Origin of the sequence: Mesorhizobium sp. B2-1-1 (assembly GCF_006442975.2) — a bacterium.
Classification (GTDB): domain Bacteria; phylum Pseudomonadota; class Alphaproteobacteria; order Rhizobiales; family Rhizobiaceae; genus Mesorhizobium.
The window spans coordinates 2,591,555-2,612,573 of record NZ_CP083954.1; the positions used below are offsets into that span (position 1 = coordinate 2,591,555).

General features: G+C 65.4%; 25 protein-coding genes. 12 read left to right on the forward strand and 13 right to left on the reverse strand.

The genetic code is table 11. The features are described 5' to 3' along the window. Positions 1–26 precede the first annotated feature (26 nt). Entirely contained in the window at positions 27–926 is a 900-nt protein-coding gene (locus FJ972_RS12670) for a LysR family transcriptional regulator (RefSeq protein WP_140521408.1), read from the forward strand. An 84-nt stretch (positions 927–1,010) separates the two neighbouring features. Here the strand turns inward: FJ972_RS12670 and FJ972_RS12675 are convergent, their stop codons facing one another. Then, on the reverse strand, positions 1,011–1,856 hold the full coding sequence (locus FJ972_RS12675) for a helix-turn-helix transcriptional regulator (protein WP_140685648.1): 846 nt from the start codon (positions 1,854–1,856) through the stop codon (positions 1,011–1,013). Between the two features lie 90 nt (positions 1,857–1,946). On the opposite strand from FJ972_RS12675, the gene FJ972_RS12680 reads away from it, so the two are divergent. Then, positions 1,947–2,837, forward strand: a complete 891-nt coding sequence (locus FJ972_RS12680) for an SDR family oxidoreductase (protein ID WP_140521410.1) — start codon at positions 1,947–1,949, stop codon at positions 2,835–2,837. A gap of 18 nt (positions 2,838–2,855) precedes the next feature. Here FJ972_RS12680 and FJ972_RS12685 read toward each other — a convergent pair whose 3' ends face one another. Then, on the reverse strand, positions 2,856–3,548 hold the full coding sequence (locus FJ972_RS12685) for a RibD family protein (RefSeq protein ID WP_140521411.1): 693 nt from the start codon (positions 3,546–3,548) through the stop codon (positions 2,856–2,858). A 318-nt stretch (positions 3,549–3,866) separates the two neighbouring features. On the opposite strand from FJ972_RS12685, the gene FJ972_RS12690 reads away from it, so the two are divergent. From FJ972_RS12690 to FJ972_RS12710, 5 genes are all read left to right on the forward strand, one after another. Then, positions 3,867–4,814 (forward strand): substrate-binding domain-containing protein, encoded by a 948-nt coding sequence (locus tag FJ972_RS12690; protein WP_140499137.1) that lies wholly within the window; start codon positions 3,867–3,869, stop codon positions 4,812–4,814. 233 nt (positions 4,815–5,047) lie between these two features. After that, positions 5,048–6,613: a sugar ABC transporter ATP-binding protein gene (locus tag FJ972_RS12695; protein ID WP_140521412.1), complete on the forward strand. Its 1,566-nt coding sequence runs from the start codon at positions 5,048–5,050 to the stop codon at positions 6,611–6,613. Then, positions 6,610–7,626: an ABC transporter permease gene (locus FJ972_RS12700; protein WP_140516199.1), complete on the forward strand. Its 1,017-nt coding sequence runs from the start codon at positions 6,610–6,612 to the stop codon at positions 7,624–7,626. Before FJ972_RS12695 ends, FJ972_RS12700 begins: the two co-directional genes overlap by 4 nt. 132 nt (positions 7,627–7,758) lie before the next feature. Next, the gene (locus tag FJ972_RS12705; protein WP_140521413.1) at positions 7,759–9,054 is read left to right on the forward strand and encodes a hypothetical protein; all 1,296 of its coding nucleotides are present in this window, start codon (positions 7,759–7,761) and stop codon (positions 9,052–9,054) included. A 127-nt stretch (positions 9,055–9,181) separates the two neighbouring features. Then, complete coding sequence (locus FJ972_RS12710) at positions 9,182–10,297, forward strand: calcium:proton antiporter (RefSeq protein WP_140521414.1); 1,116 nt, start codon at positions 9,182–9,184, stop codon at positions 10,295–10,297. Positions 10,298–10,319: 22 nt separating this feature from the next. On the opposite strand, the gene FJ972_RS12715 is transcribed toward FJ972_RS12710, so the two are convergent. The 4 genes from FJ972_RS12715 to FJ972_RS12730 form a co-directional block, all read right to left on the reverse strand. Further along, complete coding sequence (locus tag FJ972_RS12715; RefSeq protein WP_140516193.1) at positions 10,320–10,895, reverse strand: hypothetical protein; 576 nt, start codon at positions 10,893–10,895, stop codon at positions 10,320–10,322. Beyond that, the gene (locus tag FJ972_RS12720; RefSeq protein ID WP_140521415.1) at positions 10,892–11,512 is read right to left on the reverse strand and encodes a hypothetical protein; all 621 of its coding nucleotides are present in this window, start codon (positions 11,510–11,512) and stop codon (positions 10,892–10,894) included. The genes FJ972_RS12715 and FJ972_RS12720 overlap by 4 nt, the downstream gene beginning before the upstream one ends. Then, on the reverse strand, positions 11,509–12,069 hold the full coding sequence (locus tag FJ972_RS12725) for a hypothetical protein (protein WP_224519033.1): 561 nt from the start codon (positions 12,067–12,069) through the stop codon (positions 11,509–11,511). The genes FJ972_RS12720 and FJ972_RS12725 overlap by 4 nt, the downstream gene beginning before the upstream one ends. A 191-nt stretch (positions 12,070–12,260) precedes the next feature. Continuing rightward, positions 12,261–12,629 (reverse strand): hypothetical protein, encoded by a 369-nt coding sequence (locus tag FJ972_RS12730; protein WP_140521416.1) that lies wholly within the window; start codon positions 12,627–12,629, stop codon positions 12,261–12,263. A 173-nt stretch (positions 12,630–12,802) separates the two neighbouring features. Between FJ972_RS12730 and FJ972_RS12735 the strand changes: the two genes are divergently transcribed. Beyond that, entirely contained in the window at positions 12,803–13,105 is a 303-nt protein-coding gene (locus tag FJ972_RS12735) for a hypothetical protein (protein WP_140521417.1), read from the forward strand. Between the two features lie 20 nt (positions 13,106–13,125). Here the strand turns inward: FJ972_RS12735 and FJ972_RS12740 are convergent, their stop codons facing one another. From FJ972_RS12740 to FJ972_RS12750, 3 genes are all read right to left on the reverse strand, one after another. Continuing rightward, the gene (locus FJ972_RS12740; RefSeq protein WP_140521418.1) at positions 13,126–13,437 is read right to left on the reverse strand and encodes a type II toxin-antitoxin system RelE/ParE family toxin; all 312 of its coding nucleotides are present in this window, start codon (positions 13,435–13,437) and stop codon (positions 13,126–13,128) included. Next, positions 13,434–13,724, reverse strand: a complete 291-nt coding sequence (locus tag FJ972_RS12745; protein ID WP_140521419.1) for a type II toxin-antitoxin system ParD family antitoxin — start codon at positions 13,722–13,724, stop codon at positions 13,434–13,436. The genes FJ972_RS12740 and FJ972_RS12745 overlap by 4 nt, the downstream gene beginning before the upstream one ends. A 96-nt stretch (positions 13,725–13,820) precedes the next feature. Beyond that, positions 13,821–14,525, reverse strand: a complete 705-nt coding sequence (locus FJ972_RS12750; RefSeq protein WP_140499435.1) for an XRE family transcriptional regulator — start codon at positions 14,523–14,525, stop codon at positions 13,821–13,823. A 299-nt stretch (positions 14,526–14,824) separates the two neighbouring features. Between FJ972_RS12750 and FJ972_RS12755 the strand changes: the two genes are divergently transcribed. Both FJ972_RS12755 and FJ972_RS12760 read left to right on the forward strand, forming a co-directional pair. Then, positions 14,825–14,971: a hypothetical protein gene (locus FJ972_RS12755; protein WP_224618688.1), complete on the forward strand. Its 147-nt coding sequence runs from the start codon at positions 14,825–14,827 to the stop codon at positions 14,969–14,971. Positions 14,972–15,099: 128 nt separating this feature from the next. Next, positions 15,100–15,684 carry a GcrA family cell cycle regulator gene (locus FJ972_RS12760; protein WP_140521421.1) on the forward strand — a complete coding sequence of 195 codons (585 nt, stop codon included), beginning with the start codon at positions 15,100–15,102 and terminating at the stop codon, positions 15,682–15,684. Positions 15,685–15,925: 241 nt separating this feature from the next. Here the strand turns inward: FJ972_RS12760 and FJ972_RS12765 are convergent, their stop codons facing one another. Beyond that, complete coding sequence (locus tag FJ972_RS12765) at positions 15,926–16,228, reverse strand: DUF982 domain-containing protein (RefSeq protein WP_140559951.1); 303 nt, start codon at positions 16,226–16,228, stop codon at positions 15,926–15,928. A 99-nt stretch (positions 16,229–16,327) separates the two neighbouring features. Further along, the gene (locus FJ972_RS12770; protein ID WP_140499114.1) at positions 16,328–16,609 is read right to left on the reverse strand and encodes a DUF982 domain-containing protein; all 282 of its coding nucleotides are present in this window, start codon (positions 16,607–16,609) and stop codon (positions 16,328–16,330) included. A gap of 134 nt (positions 16,610–16,743) precedes the next feature. Between FJ972_RS12770 and FJ972_RS12775 the strand changes: the two genes are divergently transcribed. Further along, positions 16,744–17,340 carry a DUF6456 domain-containing protein gene (locus FJ972_RS12775; RefSeq protein WP_140521422.1) on the forward strand — a complete coding sequence of 199 codons (597 nt, stop codon included), beginning with the start codon at positions 16,744–16,746 and terminating at the stop codon, positions 17,338–17,340. A gap of 107 nt (positions 17,341–17,447) precedes the next feature. Here the strand turns inward: FJ972_RS12775 and FJ972_RS12780 are convergent, their stop codons facing one another. Both FJ972_RS12780 and FJ972_RS12785 read right to left on the reverse strand, forming a co-directional pair. Continuing rightward, on the reverse strand, positions 17,448–17,753 hold the full coding sequence (locus tag FJ972_RS12780) for a hypothetical protein (protein ID WP_140499110.1): 306 nt from the start codon (positions 17,751–17,753) through the stop codon (positions 17,448–17,450). Between the two features lie 149 nt (positions 17,754–17,902). After that, positions 17,903–19,864 carry an acyltransferase family protein gene (locus FJ972_RS12785; RefSeq protein ID WP_140521423.1) on the reverse strand — a complete coding sequence of 654 codons (1,962 nt, stop codon included), beginning with the start codon at positions 19,862–19,864 and terminating at the stop codon, positions 17,903–17,905. A gap of 251 nt (positions 19,865–20,115) precedes the next feature. Here FJ972_RS12785 and FJ972_RS12790 point away from each other — a divergent pair, with 251 nt between their 5' ends. Then, entirely contained in the window at positions 20,116–21,000 is an 885-nt protein-coding gene (locus FJ972_RS12790) for a dihydrodipicolinate synthase family protein (protein ID WP_140521424.1), read from the forward strand. Positions 21,001–21,019 lie beyond the last annotated feature (19 nt).

Consider the following 21,019-nt stretch of genomic DNA (forward strand, 5'->3'; position numbering starts at 1 on the left):
GCACAGGCTGTGCGGAAAGGCGAACAATGGCGGATCTGGGCGACCTCCAGGCATTCATGGCGGTGGCGCGCGCCGGCGGCTTTCGCGAGGCGGCCAGGATCAGCGGCGTCAGCGCCTCCAGCCTCAGCGAAACGGTGCGGCGGCTGGAGGCGGGGCTCGGCGTGCGGCTCCTCAACCGCACCACGCGCAGCGTCGCTCCGACCGAGGCCGGCGCGCGCCTGCTGGAGCGGCTGGGCCCCGCGCTCGGCGAGGTCGAGGCGGCACTCGATGTCGTCAACGGCTTTCGCGGCCGCCCGGCCGGCACGCTGCGGCTCAACGTGCCTGTCGTGGCGGCGAAACTGGTGCTGCCGCGCCTTCTGCCGCCCTTTCTTGCCGCCTATCCCGACATCAGACTGGAGGTGACCGCCGAGGACAGTTTCGTCGACATACTGGCGAGCGGCTGCGATGCCGGCATCCGCTATGACGAGCGGCTGGAGCAGGACATGATCGCCGTACCGATCGGCCCGCGCCGGCAGCGCTTCGCCACCGCTGCCGCAACGGCCTATCTCGACCGGCGTGGCCGGCCCGACCATCCGCGCGACCTCCTCGATCACGCATGCCTGCGCGGCCGCTTCGCCAGCGGCCTGACGCCGCCCTGGGAGTTCGAGCGCGACGGCGAGATAGTGAGCGTCGAGCCGACCGGGCCGCTGCTGGTCAGCACCGGCACCGCTATGGCGCTTGCGCTCGATGTGGCGGTCGCCGGCGGCGGCATCGTCTCGCTGTTCGAGGACTGGCTGCGCCCCTATTTCGACGATGGCCGGCTCGAGCCGGTGCTGGAGCCCTGGTGGCAGGAGTTTTCCGGCCCGTTCCTCTATTACCCCGGCCGCCGCCTCATCCCGGCGCCGCTGCGGGCATTCGTCGACTTTGTCGGCGGGATGCGGTGGTGAGGCGCCGCGATGACGGTTTCATGGGACGCATCGTCGGATGCAACCCGCTGCGCATTTCTGGAATGTTCCAGGAACGAGCAGGGATCATCGCGGCGGGTCCAATGACACCTTGGCGCGCTTCGCCAGCTCGCGAATCCGCTCCGCGACCGCGCTGTCGACCGGATTGTAGACGGTCAGGCTCAGATCCGGGCGGCCGTCGACCGCGAATCCCGAATATTCCAGCTCGATGTCGCCGAGCACGGGGTGCTTCAGTCGCTTGGTTCCGTCGCCATGGCTGAGCACGTCGTTCTCGCGCCACAGGGCGGCGAATTCGGGGCTGGCGCTGCACAGTTCGTCGACGAGTTCGCGTACCTCGGACACCGCGCCGGCACGCGCCGCGTCGGCGCGGAAGGCGCCCACCACGAAACGGGCGAGGTTTTCCCAGTCGTGCTGCTTTTCGCGGATGGCCGGGCTGCGGAACATGAAGCGCAAAATGTTGCGCTGGTCTGCGGGCAGGGCGCTGTAATCGGTCAGCACGACCTGGGCGGCGCGGTTCCAGGCAACGACATCCCAGGTAGCGGTCCTGACCAAGGCGGGGCTCGCTTCAAACGTGTCGAGGAGGCGCTGCAGCCGGGGGCTGATGCCTTCCGCGCCGATATAGCGGACCTCGGGCGGGCGTCCGAGCCCGAGCATGAAAAGATGCTCGCGCTCGGCCTCGGTCAGCATCAGCCCCTTGGCGATGCGGTTCAGCACATCGGCCGAAGGCGCGCCGCCACGACCCTGCTCCAGCCATGTGTACCAGGTCGGGCTGATGTTGGCGCGCTGGGCCACTTCCTCCCGGCGCAGCCCCGGCGTGCGCCGGCGCCCTGAAAATCCGAACGAGGCCGGATCGAGCCGGGTGCGCCGGTCTCTCAGAAACGCCGCGAGCGAACCGGCGGAATTGGTGGGCATCCTGTTAGCCATTATACCACGATAAGATCACTACTTTAATGGAATAATAGACCGGCGATACTGCGCAGGCAATCGTGCAGGAGAATTCGCATGCGTATCTTTTTGACCGGCGCGACCGGTTTCATCGGCTCGGCGCTCGTTGCCGAGCTCATCAAGGCGGGCCATCAGGTGGTCGGCGTCACTCGCTCCGAAGCGGGGGCCGAAGCGCTGACAGCGGCGGGCGCCGAAGTGCATCGGGGAACGCTCGAGGATCCCGAGGGCCTGCGCGACGGCGCGGCAAAGGCGGAAGCGGTGATCCACACGGCGTTCGACCATGATTTTTCGCGGTTTGCCGAGAATTGCGAGAAGGATAGCCGTGTCATCGCGGCACTCGGCCAGGCATTGGCCGGATCCGACCGGCCGCTGGTGATCACTTCCGGCGTCGGCGTGGGCAGCCCCGGACATGGCGAGCTTGCCAGCGAGGACGTTTTCAACCCCAGCCATCCCAATCCGCGCATCGCCTCGGAGCTCGCCGGCAATGCCTTGCTGGAAGCCGGCGTCAACATCTCGGTGGTGCGGCTGCCGCAGGTTCACAACCCGGTCAAGCAAGGGCTCATCACGCCGCTCATCGAAATCGTGCGCCAGAAAGGCGTTTCGGCCTATGTCGGCGAGGGCCGTAACCGCTATGCGGCGGGCCATCTCGTGGACGCGGCGCGCCTCTACCGGCTGGCGGTGGAAAAGCGGCAGCCGGGCGCGCGCTATCACGCGGTCGGCGAGGAAGGCGTGGAAGTACGCGCTATCGCCGAGGTGATCGGGCGGGGCCTCAACGTGCCGGTGGTTTCGATCGCGCCGGAACAGGCGGCGGAGCATTTCGGCTGGATGGCGATGTTCGCCCCGATGGATCTGCCGGCCTCCAGCGCGCTGACCCAGGCGCGGCTCGGCTGGCAACCGACCGGCCCGACGCTGATCGCCGATCTCGAGGCCATGCGGTACGACGCTTGACGCGCCGATAAAGCGTCGTCAGCCGACGGCGTAGCGCAAATGGACGAGCCCGTGGGCAAGGGCTTCGCAGCTTTTGAGCGACAGTTGCATCTTGCCCGCGAGGCCGGTCTCGCCGAATTCGACGAAACCCTGGTTCGCCGCCCGCCCGTCAAGGGCGGGAGCCACGAGAAGGCTGAGCTCATCGACAAGGCCGGCCGCGAAGAAGGAACCGTTGATGCCGGCGCCGCCCTCGAGCAGCAGCCGGCGAATGGTGAATTCGCGGTTGAGAACTTCGAGCATCCGGCCGAGATCCATGTCGGCCGTCTCCGCCACGATATAGGACACGCCGTCGGCAGCGAGCTCGGCCAGGTGGCTGTCGGCGACATCGTGCCCAAGCAGCACCACGACATGGTCGCCGCCAATGTCGGGTTTGGAAAAGTGGAGCTTGCCCGATGGATCGAGCGCCACCGCGTAGCTTCCCGTACCGGTTTGCGCGACATGATAGGGTCGGTCGACCTTGCCCGCATCGGCCGGCGGGTGCGCGCCGGCCTTGCTCATCTCGGCCATGGTGACGCGGCCGACGATCCAGCCGTCGCCCGCAAAATCATTATGGATATACTCGTAGAGGCTCGACCATTCGGCCCGGGTTCCGTCCGGGCTGGCCGTGTAGCGGCTCGGGTGGAGACTGCCGTCCAGCGACGCGATCATATGGCAGATGATGTGCGGTTTCATGCGGGTGTCTCCAGGGAATGGGCTCAGGCGCGGTTCAAACTAGGGCCAGCGCCGGAGAATGGAAGCTGGGCACCCGGCTCATCCAAATTCCGACCATTGCCGACTGGGCCTGTTATATCGATGTTGCACAAATGGTTGAGCCTGGGCTAGCATCCGTTTGCTGGTGCCGACGGGAGGCAGTTTTTGCAACGGCGATCAGCTGGAGCGGCATGCGTTAGCAAACGCAAGGAGGATGCTCCAACACTTTGAACCGACGCATGATCCTTCCTGAAACCGTCCCGGTTTCCGGGGCCGTGCGTTCTTGTGGAGGAGGATCCCATGAACAGACGTGAATTCCTGATGACGTCCGTGGCCGCGGGCGCGATGGTGCTTGCCGCGCCCTCGGTATTTGCGCAGGACAAGCTCACCATTCTCGGCTCGGTGCCCAGTCTCGGCTTTCCGTTCTTCGTGCACATGCTGAACGAGATCAAGGCGGAAGCCGCCACGCAAGGCGTCAACCTGACCGAGAGCGATGGCCAGAACTCGGCCACCAAGCAGACCGCCGACATCGAGGCGGCCCTGGTGCAGAAGGTCAACGCCATCGTGATCTCGCCGCTCGACGTCAACGCGCTGGCGCCGGCCATCGAGGAAGCGGTCAAGGCCGGCGTTCCCGTGGTGACGATCGACCGCCGCGTCGACGGCGTCGAGGGCATCCTCGCCCATGTCGGCGCCGACAACGTCAAGGGCGGCGAGGCGGAAGCGCAGGCCGTGGTGGCGGCGTTCCCCAACGGCGCGAAACTGTTCCACCTCCAGGGCCAACCCGGCGCCGGGCCGGCGATCGACCGCAACAAGGGCGTGCACAATGTGCTCGATCCCTTGAAGGACAAGTACCAGATCGTCTTCGAGCAGACCGCCAATTTCGCCCGCGCCGAGGCGCTGTCGGTGACGGAAGCCGGCCTTGCCGCCAACGGCAAGCCGGACGCGATCGTCTGTGCCAATGACGACATGGCGCTGGGCGCGCTCGAAGCCTGCGCGGCGCGCAACTTCACCGACGTCAAGATCTACGGCTTCGATGCGCTGCCGGAAGCGCTGGTCGCGGTCCGCGACGGCAAGCTCGCCGGCACGGTCGAACAGTTCCCCGGCCAGCAGTCGCGCACCGCCGTGCAGATCGCCGTCGCCTACGCCAGGGACAAGACGGAGCCGAAGGAGAAGCTGGTGCTATTGACGCCGATCGTCATCGGCAAGGACAATCTCGACAAGGCCGAGAGGTTGAACGAGACGAAGTGAGCTCGCATGGAGAGGTCGGCGGGGCAGCACCCCCTCTGGCCTGCCGGCCATCTCCCCCGCAAGGGGGGAGATCGGCAGTGTCGATGTCCGCATTCTCATTGCGGCGTTGAAAATTGGCGAATGCGGAACAGACAGCCAATCTCCCCCCTTGCGGGGGAGATGTCCGGCAGGACAGAGGGGGGTGTTCACGCGCCGACGGGTCCGGAAACTGCATCGAGGGAAGCACCCATTCCATGGCTGAAGCCGCACCCGTCCTGCTCGCCGTCGAGGGCGTCACCAAGCGTTTCGCCGGCGTCACCGCGCTGAACGATGTCTCGCTCGACGTCAGGCCCGGCGAAATCCTCGGCCTGCTCGGCGAAAACGGCGCCGGCAAATCGACGCTGCTGAAAATCCTGTCGGGCGTCATGCCGCCTTCCAGCGGCCATATCATTTTCGACGGCGCCGACTACCGGCCGTCGAGCCCGCAGGATGCCAAGCGGCTAGGTATCGTCACCATCTACCAGGAGCTCAGCCTGATCCCGACGCTGACGGTGGCGGAGAACATCTTCATCGGCCGCGCCCCGACCGGTCCGCTCGGCCTCGTCTCCTGGCGCAAGATGGAGCAGGACTCCCGCACCATCATCGCCCGCGTCGGCCTCACGATCGATCCGATGACGCCGGTCTCGGCGCTTTCGGTGGCCGAGCAGCAGCTCGTCGAGATTGCACGAGCGCTGTCGCTGAAGAGCCGGCTGATCATCATGGACGAGCCGACATCAGCGCTGACCGAGACAGAGGTGCAGCGGCTGCTGTCGATCATGGACAGGCTGCGCAAGGACCATGTCGCCATCATGTTCGTCACCCATCGGCTGGAGGAGGCCGCCGCCATCTGCGACCGCATGACGGTGCTCCGGGACGGCAGGTTGGCCGGCAATCTCGACCGCGAAGGCGGGCCGATCCGATTGCCGCGCATCATCGAGAAAATGGTCGGCCGCGCGGCGTCCGAGCTCTATGCGCGGCCGGCGCAGCGCACGGTGGCCGGCGACGTCGTGCTGTCGGTGCGCGGGTTGCGCACGGTGCGCGATCCCGAAGCGCCGCACGCCATCGTGCTCGACGGCGTCGATATCGACCTCAAGGCCGGCGAGATCCTGGGTGTCGCCGGCCTCGTCGGCTCGGGTCGCACGGAGCTGGCGCGCGCCATCTTCGGCGCCGACCGGATCGCGGGCGGCACGATCACGCTCAACGGCAGGCCCATCGCGCCGGCCTCGCCGGCGGATGCCATAGCGCTCGGCATCGGCCTGGTGCCTGAGGATCGCAAGCATCAGGCGATCTTCGCCGCGCTCGGCATCCTGCCGAATTTCTCCGTCGCCTCGCTCGGGCGGTTCAGCAATGGCTTCGGCTTCATGGCCGAGCGGCGCGAGCGCGATGCGCTGGCGGGGTTCCGGAAAATGCTATCGATCCGCATGGCGTCGGCCGAGCAGGCGATCGAGGGCCTGTCAGGCGGCAACCAGCAGAAGGTGATCCTGGCGCGCTGGCTGGCGCGCGACCCCAAGGTGCTGATCGTCGACGAGCCGACGCGCGGCGTTGATGTCGGCGCCAAGGCCGAGGTGCACCAGATCCTGGTGCAATTGGCAGCGCGCGGCATAGCGGTGATGATGATTTCGTCCGAGCTGCCCGAAGTGCTGGCTGTGTCGGACCGGATCGTGACCATGCGCAAGGGGCGCATCACCGGGCAGATGCCAGGCATCGAGGCAAGCGAGGAAAAACTGATGGAACTGATGGCGCTCGACCAGCCGGGAGCGGTTGAGGAGGAGGCACGATGAGCGTGGCCGAGGAGCAGAGCCGGCGTGGCGGCATCAGCATTGCGCGGCTCTTGATGAATTTCGGGCCGCTGCTATTCCTGGCGGCGCTGGTGGTCGTCTTCACCGTGCTGAAGCCGAGCTTCATCGATCCGATCAATCTGTTCAACATCACCCGCCAGATATCGATCACCGGGCTGATCGCGCTCGGCATGACCTTCGTCATCCTCACCGCCGGCATCGATCTTTCGGTCGGCTCGCTGCTCGCCTTCTGCGGCATGGTGGCGGCCGTGGTCGCCAAGGGCGGCACCGCCAACACGCTGTCGCTGTCGACGTCGGGAACGCAGGGCTATGGCTGGTTCGCGGCGCTGCTTGCCGCCGTGGTGGTGGGGGCGGTGGCCGGCGGTGTTCAGGGCTTTGCCATCACCAGGCTGAAAGTGCCGCCCTTCGTCGTCACGCTTGGCGGGCTCACCGTGTTTCGCGGCCTGACGCTGACCATCTCCAATGGCGGCCCGATCTCGGGCTTCGACGCTTCTATGCGCTGGTTCGGCACCGGGCTGATCGGCCCCGTGCCGGTGCCGGCGATCATCTTCGCGGCGGCCGCCATCCTGTGCCACATCGTGCTACGCTACACGCGCTATGGACGCGCCGTCTACGCCGTCGGCGGCAATGCCGAGGCCGCACGGCTGTCGGGCTTGCGCGTCGACCGCATCCTGGTCTCGGTCTATGTCATCGTCGGCTTCTTCGCCGGGCTCGCCGCCTTCGTGCTGTCGGCCAGGCTGAATTCGTCCGAAGCGGTGGCCGGCATCGGCTACGAGCTGACGGTCATTTCGGCCGTCGTCATCGGCGGTACCTCGCTGTTCGGCGGCATCGGCTCGGTGGGCGGCACCGTGGTGGGCGCCGCCCTGATCGGCGTGCTACAGAACGGGCTCCAGTTCAACAACGTCTCGTCCTACACGCAAAGCATCGTCATCGGCCTAATCCTGATCCTGGCGGTGGCGTTCGATCGCTGGCTGAAGTCGCGGGTGAGGCGCTAATTCTTTCTCCCTTGTCGTCGGAGAAGGGGAAATCGCCGCTCTGCCATAGGCAGGAGAGCTCGCTACCTTTCTTGCAAAACAACCCCCCTTTGCTAGAAGGATTTCGGGCGGGTGGCATTCTGAGAGAACCTCATGTTTGCCGATATCATCAGACCGATCAGCTTGAGTTTTTCGCTGCTGCGGCGGTTCTGGCCGCAGCTCGTCGTGCTGGTGCTGGCCGGTGTTCTGGCCGGCGATCTCTTGCTGCAACTGGCGGCCAAGGTGGCGCTCGCAAATCATTTCGCCGGGTTCGCCATGCTGACGCTGGTGGCACTGGCGCAACTGGTGGTGACGGTGGCGATGTTCCATGTGCTGCGTCCCGGCTTGCCCCATGTGCTGGCCGCGCAGCGTGGCGCGGAAAAGGCCACGGTCGCCGAGGGGCAGGGAACCGCGGACCGGCGCGGTTCGCGGCTGGTGCGCATGATCACCATCGCGCTGTTACCCTTCTTCGCCTACTACGCGGCCTGGGGGTTCCTCGGCGACATCGTGCGGCAATATTCGCGCGAAACGCTCGACCAGGCCGGCTTCGGCCAGAGCGCCAATGTTCTGGACGTGCTGGATTCGCGCTGGCTGCTGGTCTCGGTGGCGGTGTCCTGGCTGGTGCGCCGGCTGGCCAAGTTCATGCAGGCGAAAACGGGCGCCGCCTCGTTCTGGCAGATCGTGGTGGTGATCTGCGAGACCAACTGGATCTTCGTCGGCCTCTACGTCATCAGCCGCTGGAAGGACAGCGCGCTGCAATGGCTGATGAGCCGCAATTTCTGGTCGGTTCTGCAGGCGTCGGCCGACGGGCTGGCGAGCCCGGTGCCGACGGCGACGGCCGCGCCGATGGTGCCGGTCGAGATCACCTCGATCGCGCCCTCGACGATCGCCGTCAACCTGTTCTTCTACATGCTCTTGCCGCTGATCTGGCTGGTGATGGCGGCGCTGATCTATGGCTATGATGTGCGCGACGATACGGCACTGATGCGCGTGCACGGCCGGCTGGAACGCGTCGGCAAGCGCTATGCCGGCCTGCCGAAATTCCTGCGCGATTTCGTCGAGCATTTCGTCGCCGGCTACCGCTCGCGCTATCTGCCGATCGCCAATGGCGTGCGGCTGACGGTGAGTTCCAGCCTCGTATTGCTGTGTACGCTGATCGTCGGCTATCGCCTGCTCGACTGGGGCGCGGCCTGGCTGTGGCTCGGCGCGACGCGGCTGATCGGCCCGCACGAGCTCGACGTCTGGCAGATCCTGTCGCATGGCGTGACGCTGTTGTTCGGCAGCCCGTTCCAGGATTCCTCCACCGGCATCCTCATCGAGCCGCTGCGCATCTGCTTCCTCGCCGCCGTCCTGGAGACGGCGTTCTCGCTTTCCAAGGGGACGGGTGAGACGGGCGGTCGTTCCCGGTAGCGACGGGAACGGCCGTAGCGTATCCTTGCCGCGCCTTGCCATGTACGTGCGATGGGGCGAAAGTGCGATCTTTCCTGGTCTCGTAAACAGACCGCCTGTTTGCACTCGCAAGATCGAAGAGAATGGCATGACTTACTTCTTCCGCCGTCGAAGTGAGGCAATGACCTTCGGCCTGCCTGTGGTCTGCTGCGCGCTGGCGTTGATATTGCAATCGAACATAGAGCCGATCGAAGATCGGACGGCGATTGTGGTGATCGTTGCCGGCATATCGATCATCCTTACCTTGGCAACCGTCTTTGCCGTGGTGCGACATGCGGAGGCGATAGCCCGACGTGTTGGACAGCCGTACGGCACCCTGGTCCTTACCTTGGCCGTAACGACGATCGAAGTGTCGATCATCGTCTCGATGATGCGACATGGCGCCAACAATCCGACCCTGGCGCGAGAATCCGTGTTCTCCACGGTCATGATCGTTTGCACCGGCATCGTGGGGCTGTGCCTGACACTTGGCGGGTGGCGGCACCGCCACCAGGACATCCGAAGGCAAGGCACAAGTTCCTTTCTTTCGGTGCTGACCGCGATCACGGTGCTGACGATGGTGCTCCCGAACTATACGCTTGCCACCAGCCCCGGGACATTTTCTCCCACGCAACTGGCTTTCGTCGCGCTGCTGTCGCTCTTGCTCTACGGCAGTTTCGTTTTCGCCCAGAGCTACAGCCAGAAAGAGGACTTCCTGGAGGTGCAGCTGCGTGAAAGCGCTCCGGAAAGCCATTCTCCGCAGGTCCACGGCGTGCCAACGCATTTCGTCTTCCTGCTTCTGGGACTGGTCGGGATCGTCCTGCTGACGGAACGGGTCGCGGCTGGCGTTGAAGATGGCCTTACCTACCTGCAGATCCCGCAATCGGATGCGATCGTCGGCGCGATGATTGCGTTTGTCGTGCTGCTCCCCGAGGCGATCTCCGCCATCAAGGCATCGTGGGGGAATGAGCTCCAGCGCGCATTGAACGTCGCTTTGGGCTCGGCGTGCGCGACCATCGGACTGACGATCCCGGCAGTGGCGGCGGCCAGCCTCATCACCGGAAAGTCGCTCAACCTCGGTCTCGGTCCGAGCGACGTGATTTTGCTGGTTCTGGCCCTTGCGGTGAGTGTCGTAAGTTTCAGTACCGGACGCACGACGGTTCTCACCGGACTTGCTCACCTCGTCGTCTTTGTTGCCTACGTCCTGTTGATCGCCGTGCCGTGACTCCGGACTGCCGGCGCTGTCGCTACTTCGGCGGCCGTTGAAACCGCAGGTACCACGGCCGCCCGCTTCCCAGCCCAATGGCGGGACGGATGGTCTTGATGGCATCCTCCGGCACGATGAAGGTGTCGCCGATGGTGATGACGTCGCCTGTCTTGGCGCCGGAGAAGATCGCCGAGGTGCAGTTCATCACGCCGTCCGGCAGTCTGACGCCCGAAATCATGTCGGGGAGCCAGCGGCGGCCGGCGGCATCGGTCAGCATCAGCCTGCAGCCCAGCCATTGCTTCTGCAAGTCGGGATCGCCGACGGTGACGGAGAAGGTGGCGATGACGGCGAAGGCCTGATCGGGCAAGCGGCCGGCCTTGCCGCCGCGCAGGTCCGCCAGCTTCCAGTCGCTGCCGCCGAAGTGCGCGGACTGGCCAAACTCGACATCCCTGGCGATGAGGTCTTCGCCGCCCAGCCATTCGCGCAAGCTGTCATGGCTGGTTTCTGCCAGCGCCAGCGGCAGCAGGATGACAAGCGCCGCCAGGCTGCGCCTGCGCCATTTTTTCTCGACCTGCCGCTCGGCGGCCGGCCCCATGTCGGTCGCGACGGCGCTCATGGCTTGCCCTGCGGTGTCTGGCCCGGAGAAGTCTGGCCCGGTGGTGCATCCAGATCGTATTGCGGCAGGATGCCGGCCGGTTCTCCATCGGCGCCGGCAGACAACCCGTCGAAGCTGATGCGGGCCTGCGCGTCGAGCGCGCCGAATTGGCGTTCCGAGACCAGCAGCCTGGCGCCGCCGATCTGGTCGGGCGGTACTTCGAAGACGAACAGGCCGCGTTTTTGCAAGCCGGGATCGACGCCGTGCGGCGGCATGTCCTGGCGATAGCCCAGCCGCTCCGTCTGGCGGTAGCGCAGACCGGTCGGACCTTGCCAGGTGCCGTCCGCGACCGTGATGGAGGCGTCGGTCGCGGTGAGGCTGGTCGTCACCACCGCCCACACGCCGCTCGTCGTCAAAAGCTTTTGCTGCCCGAACTGGTTGGTCTTCAGCGCGCGGGCAAAGACAACCTCGTCAAGCCGCACGTCAAAGCTGCGTGCCCGCACCGTGTCGTGCATGGCGCCGTCGACCGGGATGGGCGCGGTGAGGTCGGCATAATGCGGCTTGGAAAGCTGCATACCGTAGCTCAGCGCCACGGTGGCGGCGAGAATCGCGAGATTGCCGAGGACCCGCATCCTCATGAGCCGGCTCCCGGCGTGTCCGTTGCCGGCATATCGGCGAGCGGCAAGGTCACGGTGCCGAGACGGTAGGGATTGTACCAGCCGGGCGTGCCGTAGAGATTGTCGCGCGGCTTGAAGATCTCCGCGGTGACGCCGAAGGCGAGCGTCGGCGGCACGGCGGCGTCGCCGGCCAGCGGCCAGACATAGGCCAGGCGCTCGGTCATGCCGGGGTGCAGTTCCGGCGCTAGGGTCGAATCGCGTATCAGGGCGATCATCGGCATCGAGTCCGGCAGGGTGATTCCCTCCGGCTTGAAGACAGCGAAGTAGGCCTTGTTGGATTCGGCCGTGCGGTTGGTCATGTCGGCCTCCAGCACCAGTGCCTTCTGGCCCGGTTTCAGCGGCACGCCATGGATGTCGGCATGGCTGACATAGGCACGCACCGGTTTGATGCGCCAGCGGCCGGCATCGATGGCGGCATCGGACGGCAGTTGCGGCGGAGGGTGAGCGGGCAGGGCGCCAAAGGCGCCCATGAGGCCGGCCGCCAACAGCGCGGCGATGGTTCCCGCGCCTGCCGTCATCCAGGCCTGGACTCTTGAACGGGCAGTCTTGAACATTCCCTGATATGCACGTCGAACGATCAGCCACCCGCAGGCAATCTAGGAAGAAAACGCGCGGATGGGAACCCGCAAATGGCGGCATTGCCCAGTCCTTCTCGTGGCTGCGTCTCTCTCGTGGCGCAGTGTGGTCGCCGACGGCTTAGCGAGCCCGCCTATGCCGCCTGCAAGGCCCAAATGCGGTGGCCGTAGCGGCGAAAGAAGCGCGCCAGCAGGCGTTGTTGCCTCGCCCTGGCGAGGTCCGCCAGGCGCCGTTCCTGGCGCCAGCGCGGCATGTTGCGCCAGAAGGAGATGAAGCGGGCGGCGTTCTCGATGGCTTCCTGTGCCGATAGCGCCGGGCCGATCGCCGCCAGGAAAAGTGCTTCCGATTGTTTCAGCGCGTCGACGACCGCCTTGCGCCTGAAATGGCCGAGGCGCGCCTGGCGGATGCCGTGTTCGCGGATTCTCGCGAAAGCCTCGATGAGGGCGTGACTGTCGCCGTCATAGCCGCAGGCATGAGCGAAATCGGCGGCAAGGGCGTCCATCGTCTCTCCCGGGGTGCTGCACGCGCACCGACTCGGCTTTGCAAGTCATATAGAAGCATAACTCAAAAATTGGCGAAAGAGAAACTTTTGCGGAGCCCTGAAAGATGCGACTCGACTCTCGTTTCAAAACACAGGAATATGCGAACAAACAAGGAACAAAAAGGCGAGCCGCGATGGCATTGACGGGCAAGGGATCAGTGATTGCGGATGTCGTTTCGATATCGGTCGAATGCGCCGATTGCGGCCGCAACAGGTGGTGGAAGCCCGATCAGCTGCGGCGCTTCGGCGTGACTGGCAATACGCCGCTGGCAGCGCTTTCGGGCCGGCTGGTCTGCTCGGCCTGCCGCGCCGACGGGCTGCCGGGCACGGCGATCCAGATCCGGGCGGCGTTTATCAACGAGCGCCAGCGCGTGCGCAGCGAGGCGCTGATGCTGAGCGAGCGCGAGATGCCGCTGGAGGGATCGAGACAGGCTTGAGGGGCGGCGGCAGATGGCCGTCAGAAGGCATCATCTTCATCGGAGAGGATGGCGTGTCGGCCGCCGTGAAAGACCCGAAGGATGGTCACGGTCTCGTCTTCAATGGCAAACGCGATCGTCGCCCGCCTGCGATATCCCACGGTGCGGAGGCCTGGCCTGATATCATCATGGCGGGTCCCGCGCTCAGGAAACGTGTCAAAGTGCGCACAGTAATCAATGAGGCGATCGATATAAGCCCGCGCAATTCGTTCGCCAGCCTGTGGAACCAGGTAGGTCAGCAAATCCAGCAGGTCTTTCTCGGCAGCCTTGCTGAAAACGACCCTGTGCGTCATGCTTGGCGTGACTGCTTCCCGGCCAGCGCGTCGATGCGGCTATGAAGTCGCTTTCGCACATCCTCCAGAGGTGAGACGTGCGAAGGATCCTTCTCGAGCGCATCCATCGTTGGCGCAACCTCCTCTCGCAGCCAGCGATCGATTGCCGCGTCGCGCGCCGCGAGCGTTCTCAGGCCATCGCGGATGACTTCGCTCTCCGTGGCGTACTCGCCGGATGAAACTTTGTCCTTCACCATCTGCGCCATCTCAAGCGGCAATGTGATAGTCAGTGGCTGGGTGCTGCGCATCGTCGTTCCCCAAGCAAATTGTAACGTGTGTGACTTAATCATACACTTTTTACCGCCAACGGCCAGTCGAATGATGGGCCGTGGGCGATGAAACGCTCAATAGCCCAGCAATTCCTTCAACGGAATGACCCGCCAGACCTGCTTGATGGCGTAGCGGTTGAAGGTCAACGTCTTCGGCGGATTGTACTGTTCGACCACCAGTTCGGCGGCGGTGCGCTTGACCAATTTCTTGATGAAGGCCTTGCCGTTGCGTTCGTTCTCTTCCGGGAAGGTTTCGATCACCACGTGATCGCCCGGGACGGCATCGCGGCCGCCGCAATAGATCAGGTCTCCGGGCTCGTAACGGGGTACCATGGAATCCGAGAGCACATGCAGCGCGAACACCTTGGCCAGGTTGCGGATGCCGGGTGGGCGCTGGACGTAGCCGGCGGGCTCGCCGTTGAAGGTGAAATCGCCGTCGTCGCCGCCAACGGCGGCGCCCAGCACCTGGATGTCCATCGGCCCGGCGGGGGGCGGCCCGGCGTCGGTGACGATCTCGGCGTCGTTGACCGGTCCGGCATCGTCGAGGAAAACCACCTCGCCCTTGCCGAGCGCGACCGGGTCGACACGCAGAAAGGCGGCAGTCTTCAGGAGGTTTTCCGTCTTGGGCAGGTTGCGACCGGTTTCCCAATTGCCGACGGCGGCGACGTCGGTGTCGTTGTGCTCGGCGATGTGGCGCATGACCAGGCCGCGCTGCTTGCGCGCCTGGCGGATTGCCGCCCCGACCTTGATCGACAGTTGCGTTTTCACCATGGCGCCCATGTGACCAACAAGCGCTGCTTTCGTCCATGAAAGAATGGCTTGCATAAGTTTTTGAGTTATGCTTATATCCGTTCATGCAAAAGCTCAACCCCTTACGAGTCGAAAGCGCCCTCAGGCCAGCTTCACGCGAGCCGGCCAGCGCTCATTCCCTTTCGCCCCGGCTGTCCTCCTCCCCGGCCAGGGCGAAGCGTGAGGCTGATTGCCCCGATGCATCAGCCGCACGTCCGGTCCGCCCGTCACCGGCGGCCGGAACGGCCGGAGCCGCCGCTCCCCGCGGCTCCGGCCCCCAATTCAGCGCGGTGCGGATCCGCTCCCTGATCCGCACCGAGGACGGCACCGTGATCCTGCTCGACAGGCTGACGGGCAGGGCGGTTTTCGCACCCGACCGGGTGACGGCAGAGGCGCGGCTGGCGCGCCTCGCCGCGCTGGGCGGCCGGCCGGGCTGAGGCCGCCAATCCAACGGCCGACAGGCCGGATCCAACCCAACAATGCCCACCGCCTGCGGCGGGCCGACACCGATACTCGCCGGCGGCGTCGCGCGCTGCCGCGGCCGCGCAATGGACGGAGACCAGATATGGCACTTTACGGCGACAAGGAATTGCAGGCGATCGCCGGCTGGCTGACGGACGGACTTTCCGCCTCGCGCATCGCGGCTCGGTTCAGCGCGTCGCGAGGCAGCCCGGTGTCGCGCGACGCCATCATCGGCATCGTTCACCGTAACGCCATGCTGAGTTCGATCGGTTTTGCCAACAGCAAGCGCATCGCGGCAGCCGAGAGGGCGAATGACAAGGCCGCCGACCGCGCCGCCAAGGCCGGACGCAAGCGCGTGCCGAAGGGTGAAGGTGCGGAACGCCTCGCAGCACGCGAGGCCGGCGTGCTGATGGCGGACGGGCAAGCCTACCGCCTGGAGGTGCCGGTGCCGCAGCGAAGCCCGATCGGCCGCCAGCCGCATGGCGTGGCAATGCGCTTCGTCGACTGCCTGTTCGGCCGCTGCCGCGCTCCGCTCGACCTGGCGCTGGAGCAAAATCCGGAAAACGACGCGCCCGGCGGCCGGCCGGGCGTCCACATGCTGTGCTGCGGCATGCGCACAAGGGCGATGAAAAGCTACTGCACCTATCATCAGGCGCGCTTCCGCCGGCGTGTCTGCGAGGCGGGGTGAGCTTCCTCCCGTTCTGGAGAGGAGCTAACGGCAGGCGGGCGGCGCCGGGTGCAGGATTGGGAACGGCATGAATTCGGGAGGGAGATTGGGTCAGATGCAAGGTATCGAAGCGGTGGCACCGCCCCTCATTGCCCTGCCGGGCATTTCTCCCCGTAAAACGGGGAGAAAGAGACTAGCTGCAACGCTGGCTTTTCTTTTGCAGTGTTGGCGATCTGGCGAGAACGGCGGCCACGCAACGCTTTTATTTTGGCAGATCGTGGCCCTGCTTTGGCATCCGCACGCTTATTGCATCAGGCATCGCTGGCCGGCCGTCATCGCCGGCCAATATACGGGTAACCCGGGCGAAGCCGGTGAACGCTTTCATCGCGTCGGCGTGCGAAATCTGCGCCGCGATGGCTGCGCTGCACGCGTTGAGCGCACTGCGGTAGACATGACCACGCCGTTCAATCGGCCAGCGCTGCAGGAAGTCGGCTGCCTCAGCGACGCCGTCGATCACCTCGACATGCCCGTCCAGGCATACTTTGAGCGGAGATCCTGTTTTCATGGTACCCACGGCGGTTACCTTGGCGTTGCGCGCGGCTCGGAAGCCAGCCCCTATCAACGTGCAAGGCGGCGGCGCGGTTGCATCACGTTTTCAGCCACCTCACGGGCCCGCGGCGGCGTCGAGCCATTCATGGGCGCGGCTACGCGGCTTAGCCACCAGCAGCCCCTGCTGCCCGGCCGCCTTGGTGAAAGCCTCGAAGGCGACGCGCTGGCGGCAGCTGCCGTCGATGGCGAGCCTGACCAGCCTTGCCGCATCCAGATAGGCGGTGGCCGTCTTGTCAGGCCATTGCCGGCGAAGCGCGGTCGCCGCCTGGGCGATGGAGCCCACCAGCATGGTCTTGTTGTCGCAGAAGCGCAAGGTCACCGGCATGAAGGCGGTCATGGGCATACCTCCTGTTGGTTTGGTGCGGCACAACGCCCAGCCTCGCCGCTGGTTCCGGCGCACGCAGCCAATTTCGCCAGGGATCGCTGCCGCGCCAGCCAGCACCTCAATCCACTCCCCACAAGGACGCAGCCATGAGCAAGAAAGCCGCCAGATCAGCCAAACCGCAGACGCCGAAGCTGCCGAAGGGCGAGGCCGAGCAGGTGCGCATCCGCCGCGAGGTCGGCCATGATTTCGCGTTGCGGGACGATGAGTTCGGCCGCAAGCGGCTCGCAACCGGGACATCGGAGGCGCGGCGCGTCTATGAGGTGTCCAATGACGGCCATACCTCCACCGGTGGTATCGTGCGGGTGCGCAGCATCGATCCGCTGCTGGGCATCACCTCGCTGTCGCGCCAGCAGCGCGAAGCCGGTCTGCGCTACCGCGAGGATTTCCGCGCCAGCCAGCAGGCTGATATCAAGCCGATGCGCTGGAGCGAACGCGTCGACGGCGACAGGACAAGCGGCGGCATCACCGACAGCGTGCTCAATGCCGGACGGTCGCACGCCGCCGCGACCCGCGCGCTCGGCCATTGGGAGGTGGTCGACGTGGTCCGGAAGATCGTGTGCCTGGAGCAGTCGGTCAGAGGCGTGGCGGGAGAGATGAGCGAGGGCAGGGACGTGGCGGCAAAGCTGTTGAGAATCGGGCTCGATCTGCTGGCGATGCACTACGGGATGATGATGCGACGATAGGGTTGGGCCCCGAGGAGTTGCGGCGCGCACGACAAGTGCTCCGCTCCAGGGCATGGCGCTGTGCATGACATCCGGCCGGCGCGATGCCGGCCGGATTGGTTGTCAGGTCAACGCCTGCAGACGCGGACTCTCTCGATGACCCGATGGTGATGACGCCAGTGCTTGATCACCTCGGTGTGGCAGCGACGATGACCGTAGTAACGCGGACGGTAGCTCTCGTCATACATGCTGTAGCGGCGATAGTAGCCGTCATCGTCGGAATAATCGCGATAGTGGTGACGATATCTGGGAACATAATAATCGTCGTCATAGCCGTTGCCGATGCCAAGCGTGATGCTGGCGGCATTTGCCGGGGCGATCACGGCCACCGCCGAAGCGACGGCAATCACGGATGCGAGCAAGAGTTTCTTCATGGCAACCTCCTCTTTAAGGCTCATCTAATAAACGCTGCCCTCGCGGCCCTGTTCCCATAAAGCCGGTAAACCAATGTTTCGTGCCCGCGCGCGCTGTGAGGGGGCGGCGCCTTGGCAGCGCGCCTTTGAAGAAGGGACGTTAACCCCTTCTAAAACAGCGCCTTCTCCAGCGGCTTCTCCAGCGTCTCGGCGAAAGCGGTCGCCAGATGGTGGCGGTCGCGGAAGGCGATCTTGCCGCCGATGAAGACATGGCAGGTGGTCTGGTTGCAGAACTGGTCGGTCATATCGACATAGCGGGCGTTCGGAATGCTGCGCACGACGTCGCGCTCCACCGCGGCCATGGCGTCGTTGGCGGCATAGGCGCGCGTCTGATCACAGAGCGAGGGCGTGTCGCCGCGCCACAGCGCACGCGCCACGCAGGTGTCGACCTGCTCGTCGTTGAAGGGCACGTCGCGGATGAAGGCGACTTTCAGCCCGGCCTTGCTGAACGTCTCCAGCGTCGAACGCAGGCCAGCCTTCCACTCCGCGTCCTGACTGTCGGGCTCATCTTTGCCGGCGGCCATCTTGCGCGAACTGGTCAGGGCGATTTCCGAGATCACCACCAGGGCCGGCCTCAGCGCCAGGATCTCCTTGATCGACTGCTCGCGCCACTGGTCGCATTCGGCGTAGTCGCGCTTCAGCTTGCTCGACCATGTCGACAGCCGGGACGCCCGGCACGAGGATTTGAGCCAGGTAACCACCCGGTAATCGCGCTTTTCGGCCGCCTGGATCAGCGGCGTCGACCAGTGGTCGGCATGTGAATCGCCAAACAAGGCGATCGTGCCTTTCACATTCTTGGCGCCAAACACGCAGGGCTTCGGGGTGATGGTCTCGTAGTCGAGCACGCAGCCGCCCCTGGCGCGCGCGGTGGATGGACGCGCCGCACTTTGGGCGATGACGCGCTGCTCCGGATCGAGTTCGTGAACGGCAAACTTGGCATTGGCGTAGGCCGCGACCACGCCGGCGCCGGTCAGCAGCGCCGCGGGCACGAGCGCGCGGGCGGCGCTTGCCATCAGCCAGCCGTTGCGGCGCACGGGGTTTTCGATGACGTGATAGGTGAAGATGGAGAGCATCAGCGTCAGTGCCAGGCAGGCAAACCTGTCCAGCCCGGAAAGCTCCGCGGTGACCATTCCCGCATAGACGATGACCGGCCAGTGCCAGAGATAGAGCGAGTAGGAGAGCTTGCCGATCCATTGCATGGGCGGCAGCGACAGGAGAGCCGCGGGGCCGCCGGCCAGCTTGCCATCCGCTTGGCGCTCGCCTGCCCCGCTGACCAGCAGCAGCACCGTGCCGACGACCGGCAGCAGCGCCAGCAGGCCGGGGAAGGGCAGCGCCTCGTCCAGCAGCAGATAGGCGGGCACGATCAGCGCCAGGCCGAGCCAGCCTTGCGCGGCGCGCAGCCGCGGGTGGCACCGGAGAAAACTTGCCGGCACCGTCGTGGCAAGCCCGCCGGCGGCGAACTCCCAGGCCCTCAGCGGCGAGAAATAGAAAGCCCAGGGCGGCGAAACGCTGGTCAGCCAGGCGCAGGCCACGAACGACACCAGGCCGGTGACACCGATGACCACGATGGCCGCGCGCCGTCCCGGCCGCAGCCATGCGGCGAGAACAAGCAGCGCCGGCCATGCGAGGTAGAACTGCTCCTCCACCGATAGCGACCAGAAATGGATGAACGGGTTGTTGGCGGCGTCTGAAGCGAAATAGTCGAACGACCAGCGGATCAGCCACAGGTTGATCATATAGGCCGAGGCAAACATCGCCCCCTTCGAATAGAGCGCCTGTTCCTCCGGCGACAGGATGAAGGCGCCGGCCAGCAGCGTGGCCAGGATGACGAACAGCGAGGCCGGCAGCAACCGCCGGGCGCGGCGGGCATAGAAGCGCCACAGGTTCAGCCGGCCGCTCTCGCCGATCTCCTGCAAAAGGTGTCTTGTGATCAGATAACCGGAGATGACGAAGAAGATGTCGACGCCGGCAAAGCCGCCGGGCAGGGCTGTGAGGCCGAAATGATAGGCGACGACACCGGCTACCGCCAGTGCGCGCATTCCCTCGATATCGGGTCGGAACGATGCTGCCACGACAAATCCTTCGTGCAAGCCCAACCCGCGGCCATTGTCGGCCGGGGCGGATCGTATCGCAATGCAACAAATCTTTCGCAACGCAACATGGCAGGAAAAAGGAAAAACGGCACAAACGGGCCTGGGCATGGATAGCGCCTGCACCGGAACCATCACAACTTGCGTTTCCGTAAATTTGCATCCGCCCTATTTACGACTAACATGTTAGCGTGATAGCACTACCTGCGCACTGCTCTTTGGGAGACTCGCTGGTGACATCGCGTTTTGGTCTTTCGGTTGCCCTGGCCACGCCTTTCGATGCGTCGGGGCAAATCCTCATTCCACCCATGGTGACGTTGGCCCGGAGCTGCCTGGCACAGGGCTGCACCAGCGTGACGCTTTTCGGCACCACCGGGGAGGGCGCTTCGGTCGGCACCGGGGAGCGGCGGGCCGTCACCGAGGCGATGCTGGCGGCCGGCATCGCGCCGCATCAGCTTGTCGCAGGCGTGCTGGTCGATGCGGCCGAGGATGCAGCCGAGCAGGCTCGCCATGCCTTGCAGCGCGGCGCCCGCAACATCCTCCTTGCCCCTCCCAGCTATTTCAAGAATATCGGCGACGATGGCCTTTTCGGCTGGTTTTCCGCTGTCTTTGCCGCTCTCGGTCCGCTGGCCCGCGGCGTGCTGCTCTACAACATCCCCTCGGTCACCACGGTGCAGCTTTCGCTGGGGCTGATCGGCCGGCTGCGCCAGGCGTTTCCGGACGTGGTCGCCGGCGTCAAGGATTCCGGCGGCGACTGGGCCTATAGCGAGGCGCTGCTCGGCGCCCATGGCGATCTGGTGATCCTGATCGGCGACGAGCGGCATCTGGCGCGGGCGGTCAGGATCGGTGGCCAGGGCGCGATTTCGGGCATGGCCAATTTCGCCGCTGGCGAGGTCCTCGCCATGGCCGAGAAAGGGCACGACGACGTGCGCGTCGAGCGTTTCGTGCTCGAGTTGCTCAAGCACCCGGTCCTTCCGGCGGTCAAGGTGATGGTGGCGCGCAAGACCGGCGACGAGCGCTGGCTGGCGGTGCGGCCGCCGCTCGAGCCGATCGCGGCGCCGGAGCGCCAGCAGCTTGGCGCTGCCTACGACACTCTTTTCGCGGCCGCGGCGGCCTGACGGGGAAGGAAGCACTGAA

Excerpts from the sequence above, each read along its gene's own strand:
- FJ972_RS12690 (WP_140499137.1), top strand. The coding sequence starts at position 3,867 with ATGAACAGACGTGAATTCCTGATGACGTCCGTGGCCGCGGGCGCGATG.
- FJ972_RS12705 (WP_140521413.1), top strand. The coding sequence starts at position 7,759 with ATGTTTGCCGATATCATCAGACCGATCAGCTTGAGTTTTTCGCTGCTG.
- FJ972_RS12770 (WP_140499114.1), bottom strand. The coding sequence starts at position 16,609 with ATGACCGCCTTCATGCCGGTGACCTTGCGCTTCTGCGACAACAAGACC.
- FJ972_RS12765 (WP_140559951.1), bottom strand. The coding sequence starts at position 16,228 with ATGAAAACAGGATCTCCGCTCAAAGTATGCCTGGACGGGCATGTCGAG.
- FJ972_RS12735 (WP_140521417.1), top strand. The coding sequence starts at position 12,803 with ATGGCATTGACGGGCAAGGGATCAGTGATTGCGGATGTCGTTTCGATA.
- FJ972_RS12760 (WP_140521421.1), top strand. The coding sequence starts at position 15,100 with ATGGCACTTTACGGCGACAAGGAATTGCAGGCGATCGCCGGCTGGCTG.
- FJ972_RS12740 (WP_140521418.1), bottom strand. The coding sequence starts at position 13,437 with ATGACGCACAGGGTCGTTTTCAGCAAGGCTGCCGAGAAAGACCTGCTG.
- FJ972_RS12695 (WP_140521412.1), top strand. The coding sequence starts at position 5,048 with ATGGCTGAAGCCGCACCCGTCCTGCTCGCCGTCGAGGGCGTCACCAAG.
- FJ972_RS12710 (WP_140521414.1), top strand. The coding sequence starts at position 9,182 with ATGACTTACTTCTTCCGCCGTCGAAGTGAGGCAATGACCTTCGGCCTG.
- FJ972_RS12720 (WP_140521415.1), bottom strand. The coding sequence starts at position 11,512 with ATGAGGATGCGGGTCCTCGGCAATCTCGCGATTCTCGCCGCCACCGTG.
- FJ972_RS12680 (WP_140521410.1), top strand. The coding sequence starts at position 1,947 with ATGCGTATCTTTTTGACCGGCGCGACCGGTTTCATCGGCTCGGCGCTC.
- FJ972_RS12700 (WP_140516199.1), top strand. The coding sequence starts at position 6,610 with ATGAGCGTGGCCGAGGAGCAGAGCCGGCGTGGCGGCATCAGCATTGCG.
- FJ972_RS12745 (WP_140521419.1), bottom strand. The coding sequence starts at position 13,724 with ATGCGCAGCACCCAGCCACTGACTATCACATTGCCGCTTGAGATGGCG.
- FJ972_RS12715 (WP_140516193.1), bottom strand. The coding sequence starts at position 10,895 with ATGAGCGCCGTCGCGACCGACATGGGGCCGGCCGCCGAGCGGCAGGTC.
- FJ972_RS12675 (WP_140685648.1), bottom strand. The coding sequence starts at position 1,856 with ATGCCCACCAATTCCGCCGGTTCGCTCGCGGCGTTTCTGAGAGACCGG.
- FJ972_RS12730 (WP_140521416.1), bottom strand. The coding sequence starts at position 12,629 with ATGGACGCCCTTGCCGCCGATTTCGCTCATGCCTGCGGCTATGACGGC.
- FJ972_RS12670 (WP_140521408.1), top strand. The coding sequence starts at position 27 with ATGGCGGATCTGGGCGACCTCCAGGCATTCATGGCGGTGGCGCGCGCC.
- FJ972_RS12780 (WP_140499110.1), bottom strand. The coding sequence starts at position 17,753 with ATGAAGAAACTCTTGCTCGCATCCGTGATTGCCGTCGCTTCGGCGGTG.
- FJ972_RS12775 (WP_140521422.1), top strand. The coding sequence starts at position 16,744 with ATGAGCAAGAAAGCCGCCAGATCAGCCAAACCGCAGACGCCGAAGCTG.
- FJ972_RS12725 (WP_224519033.1), bottom strand. The coding sequence starts at position 12,069 with ATGACGGCAGGCGCGGGAACCATCGCCGCGCTGTTGGCGGCCGGCCTC.
- FJ972_RS12750 (WP_140499435.1), bottom strand. The coding sequence starts at position 14,525 with ATGGGCGCCATGGTGAAAACGCAACTGTCGATCAAGGTCGGGGCGGCA.
- FJ972_RS12685 (WP_140521411.1), bottom strand. The coding sequence starts at position 3,548 with ATGAAACCGCACATCATCTGCCATATGATCGCGTCGCTGGACGGCAGT.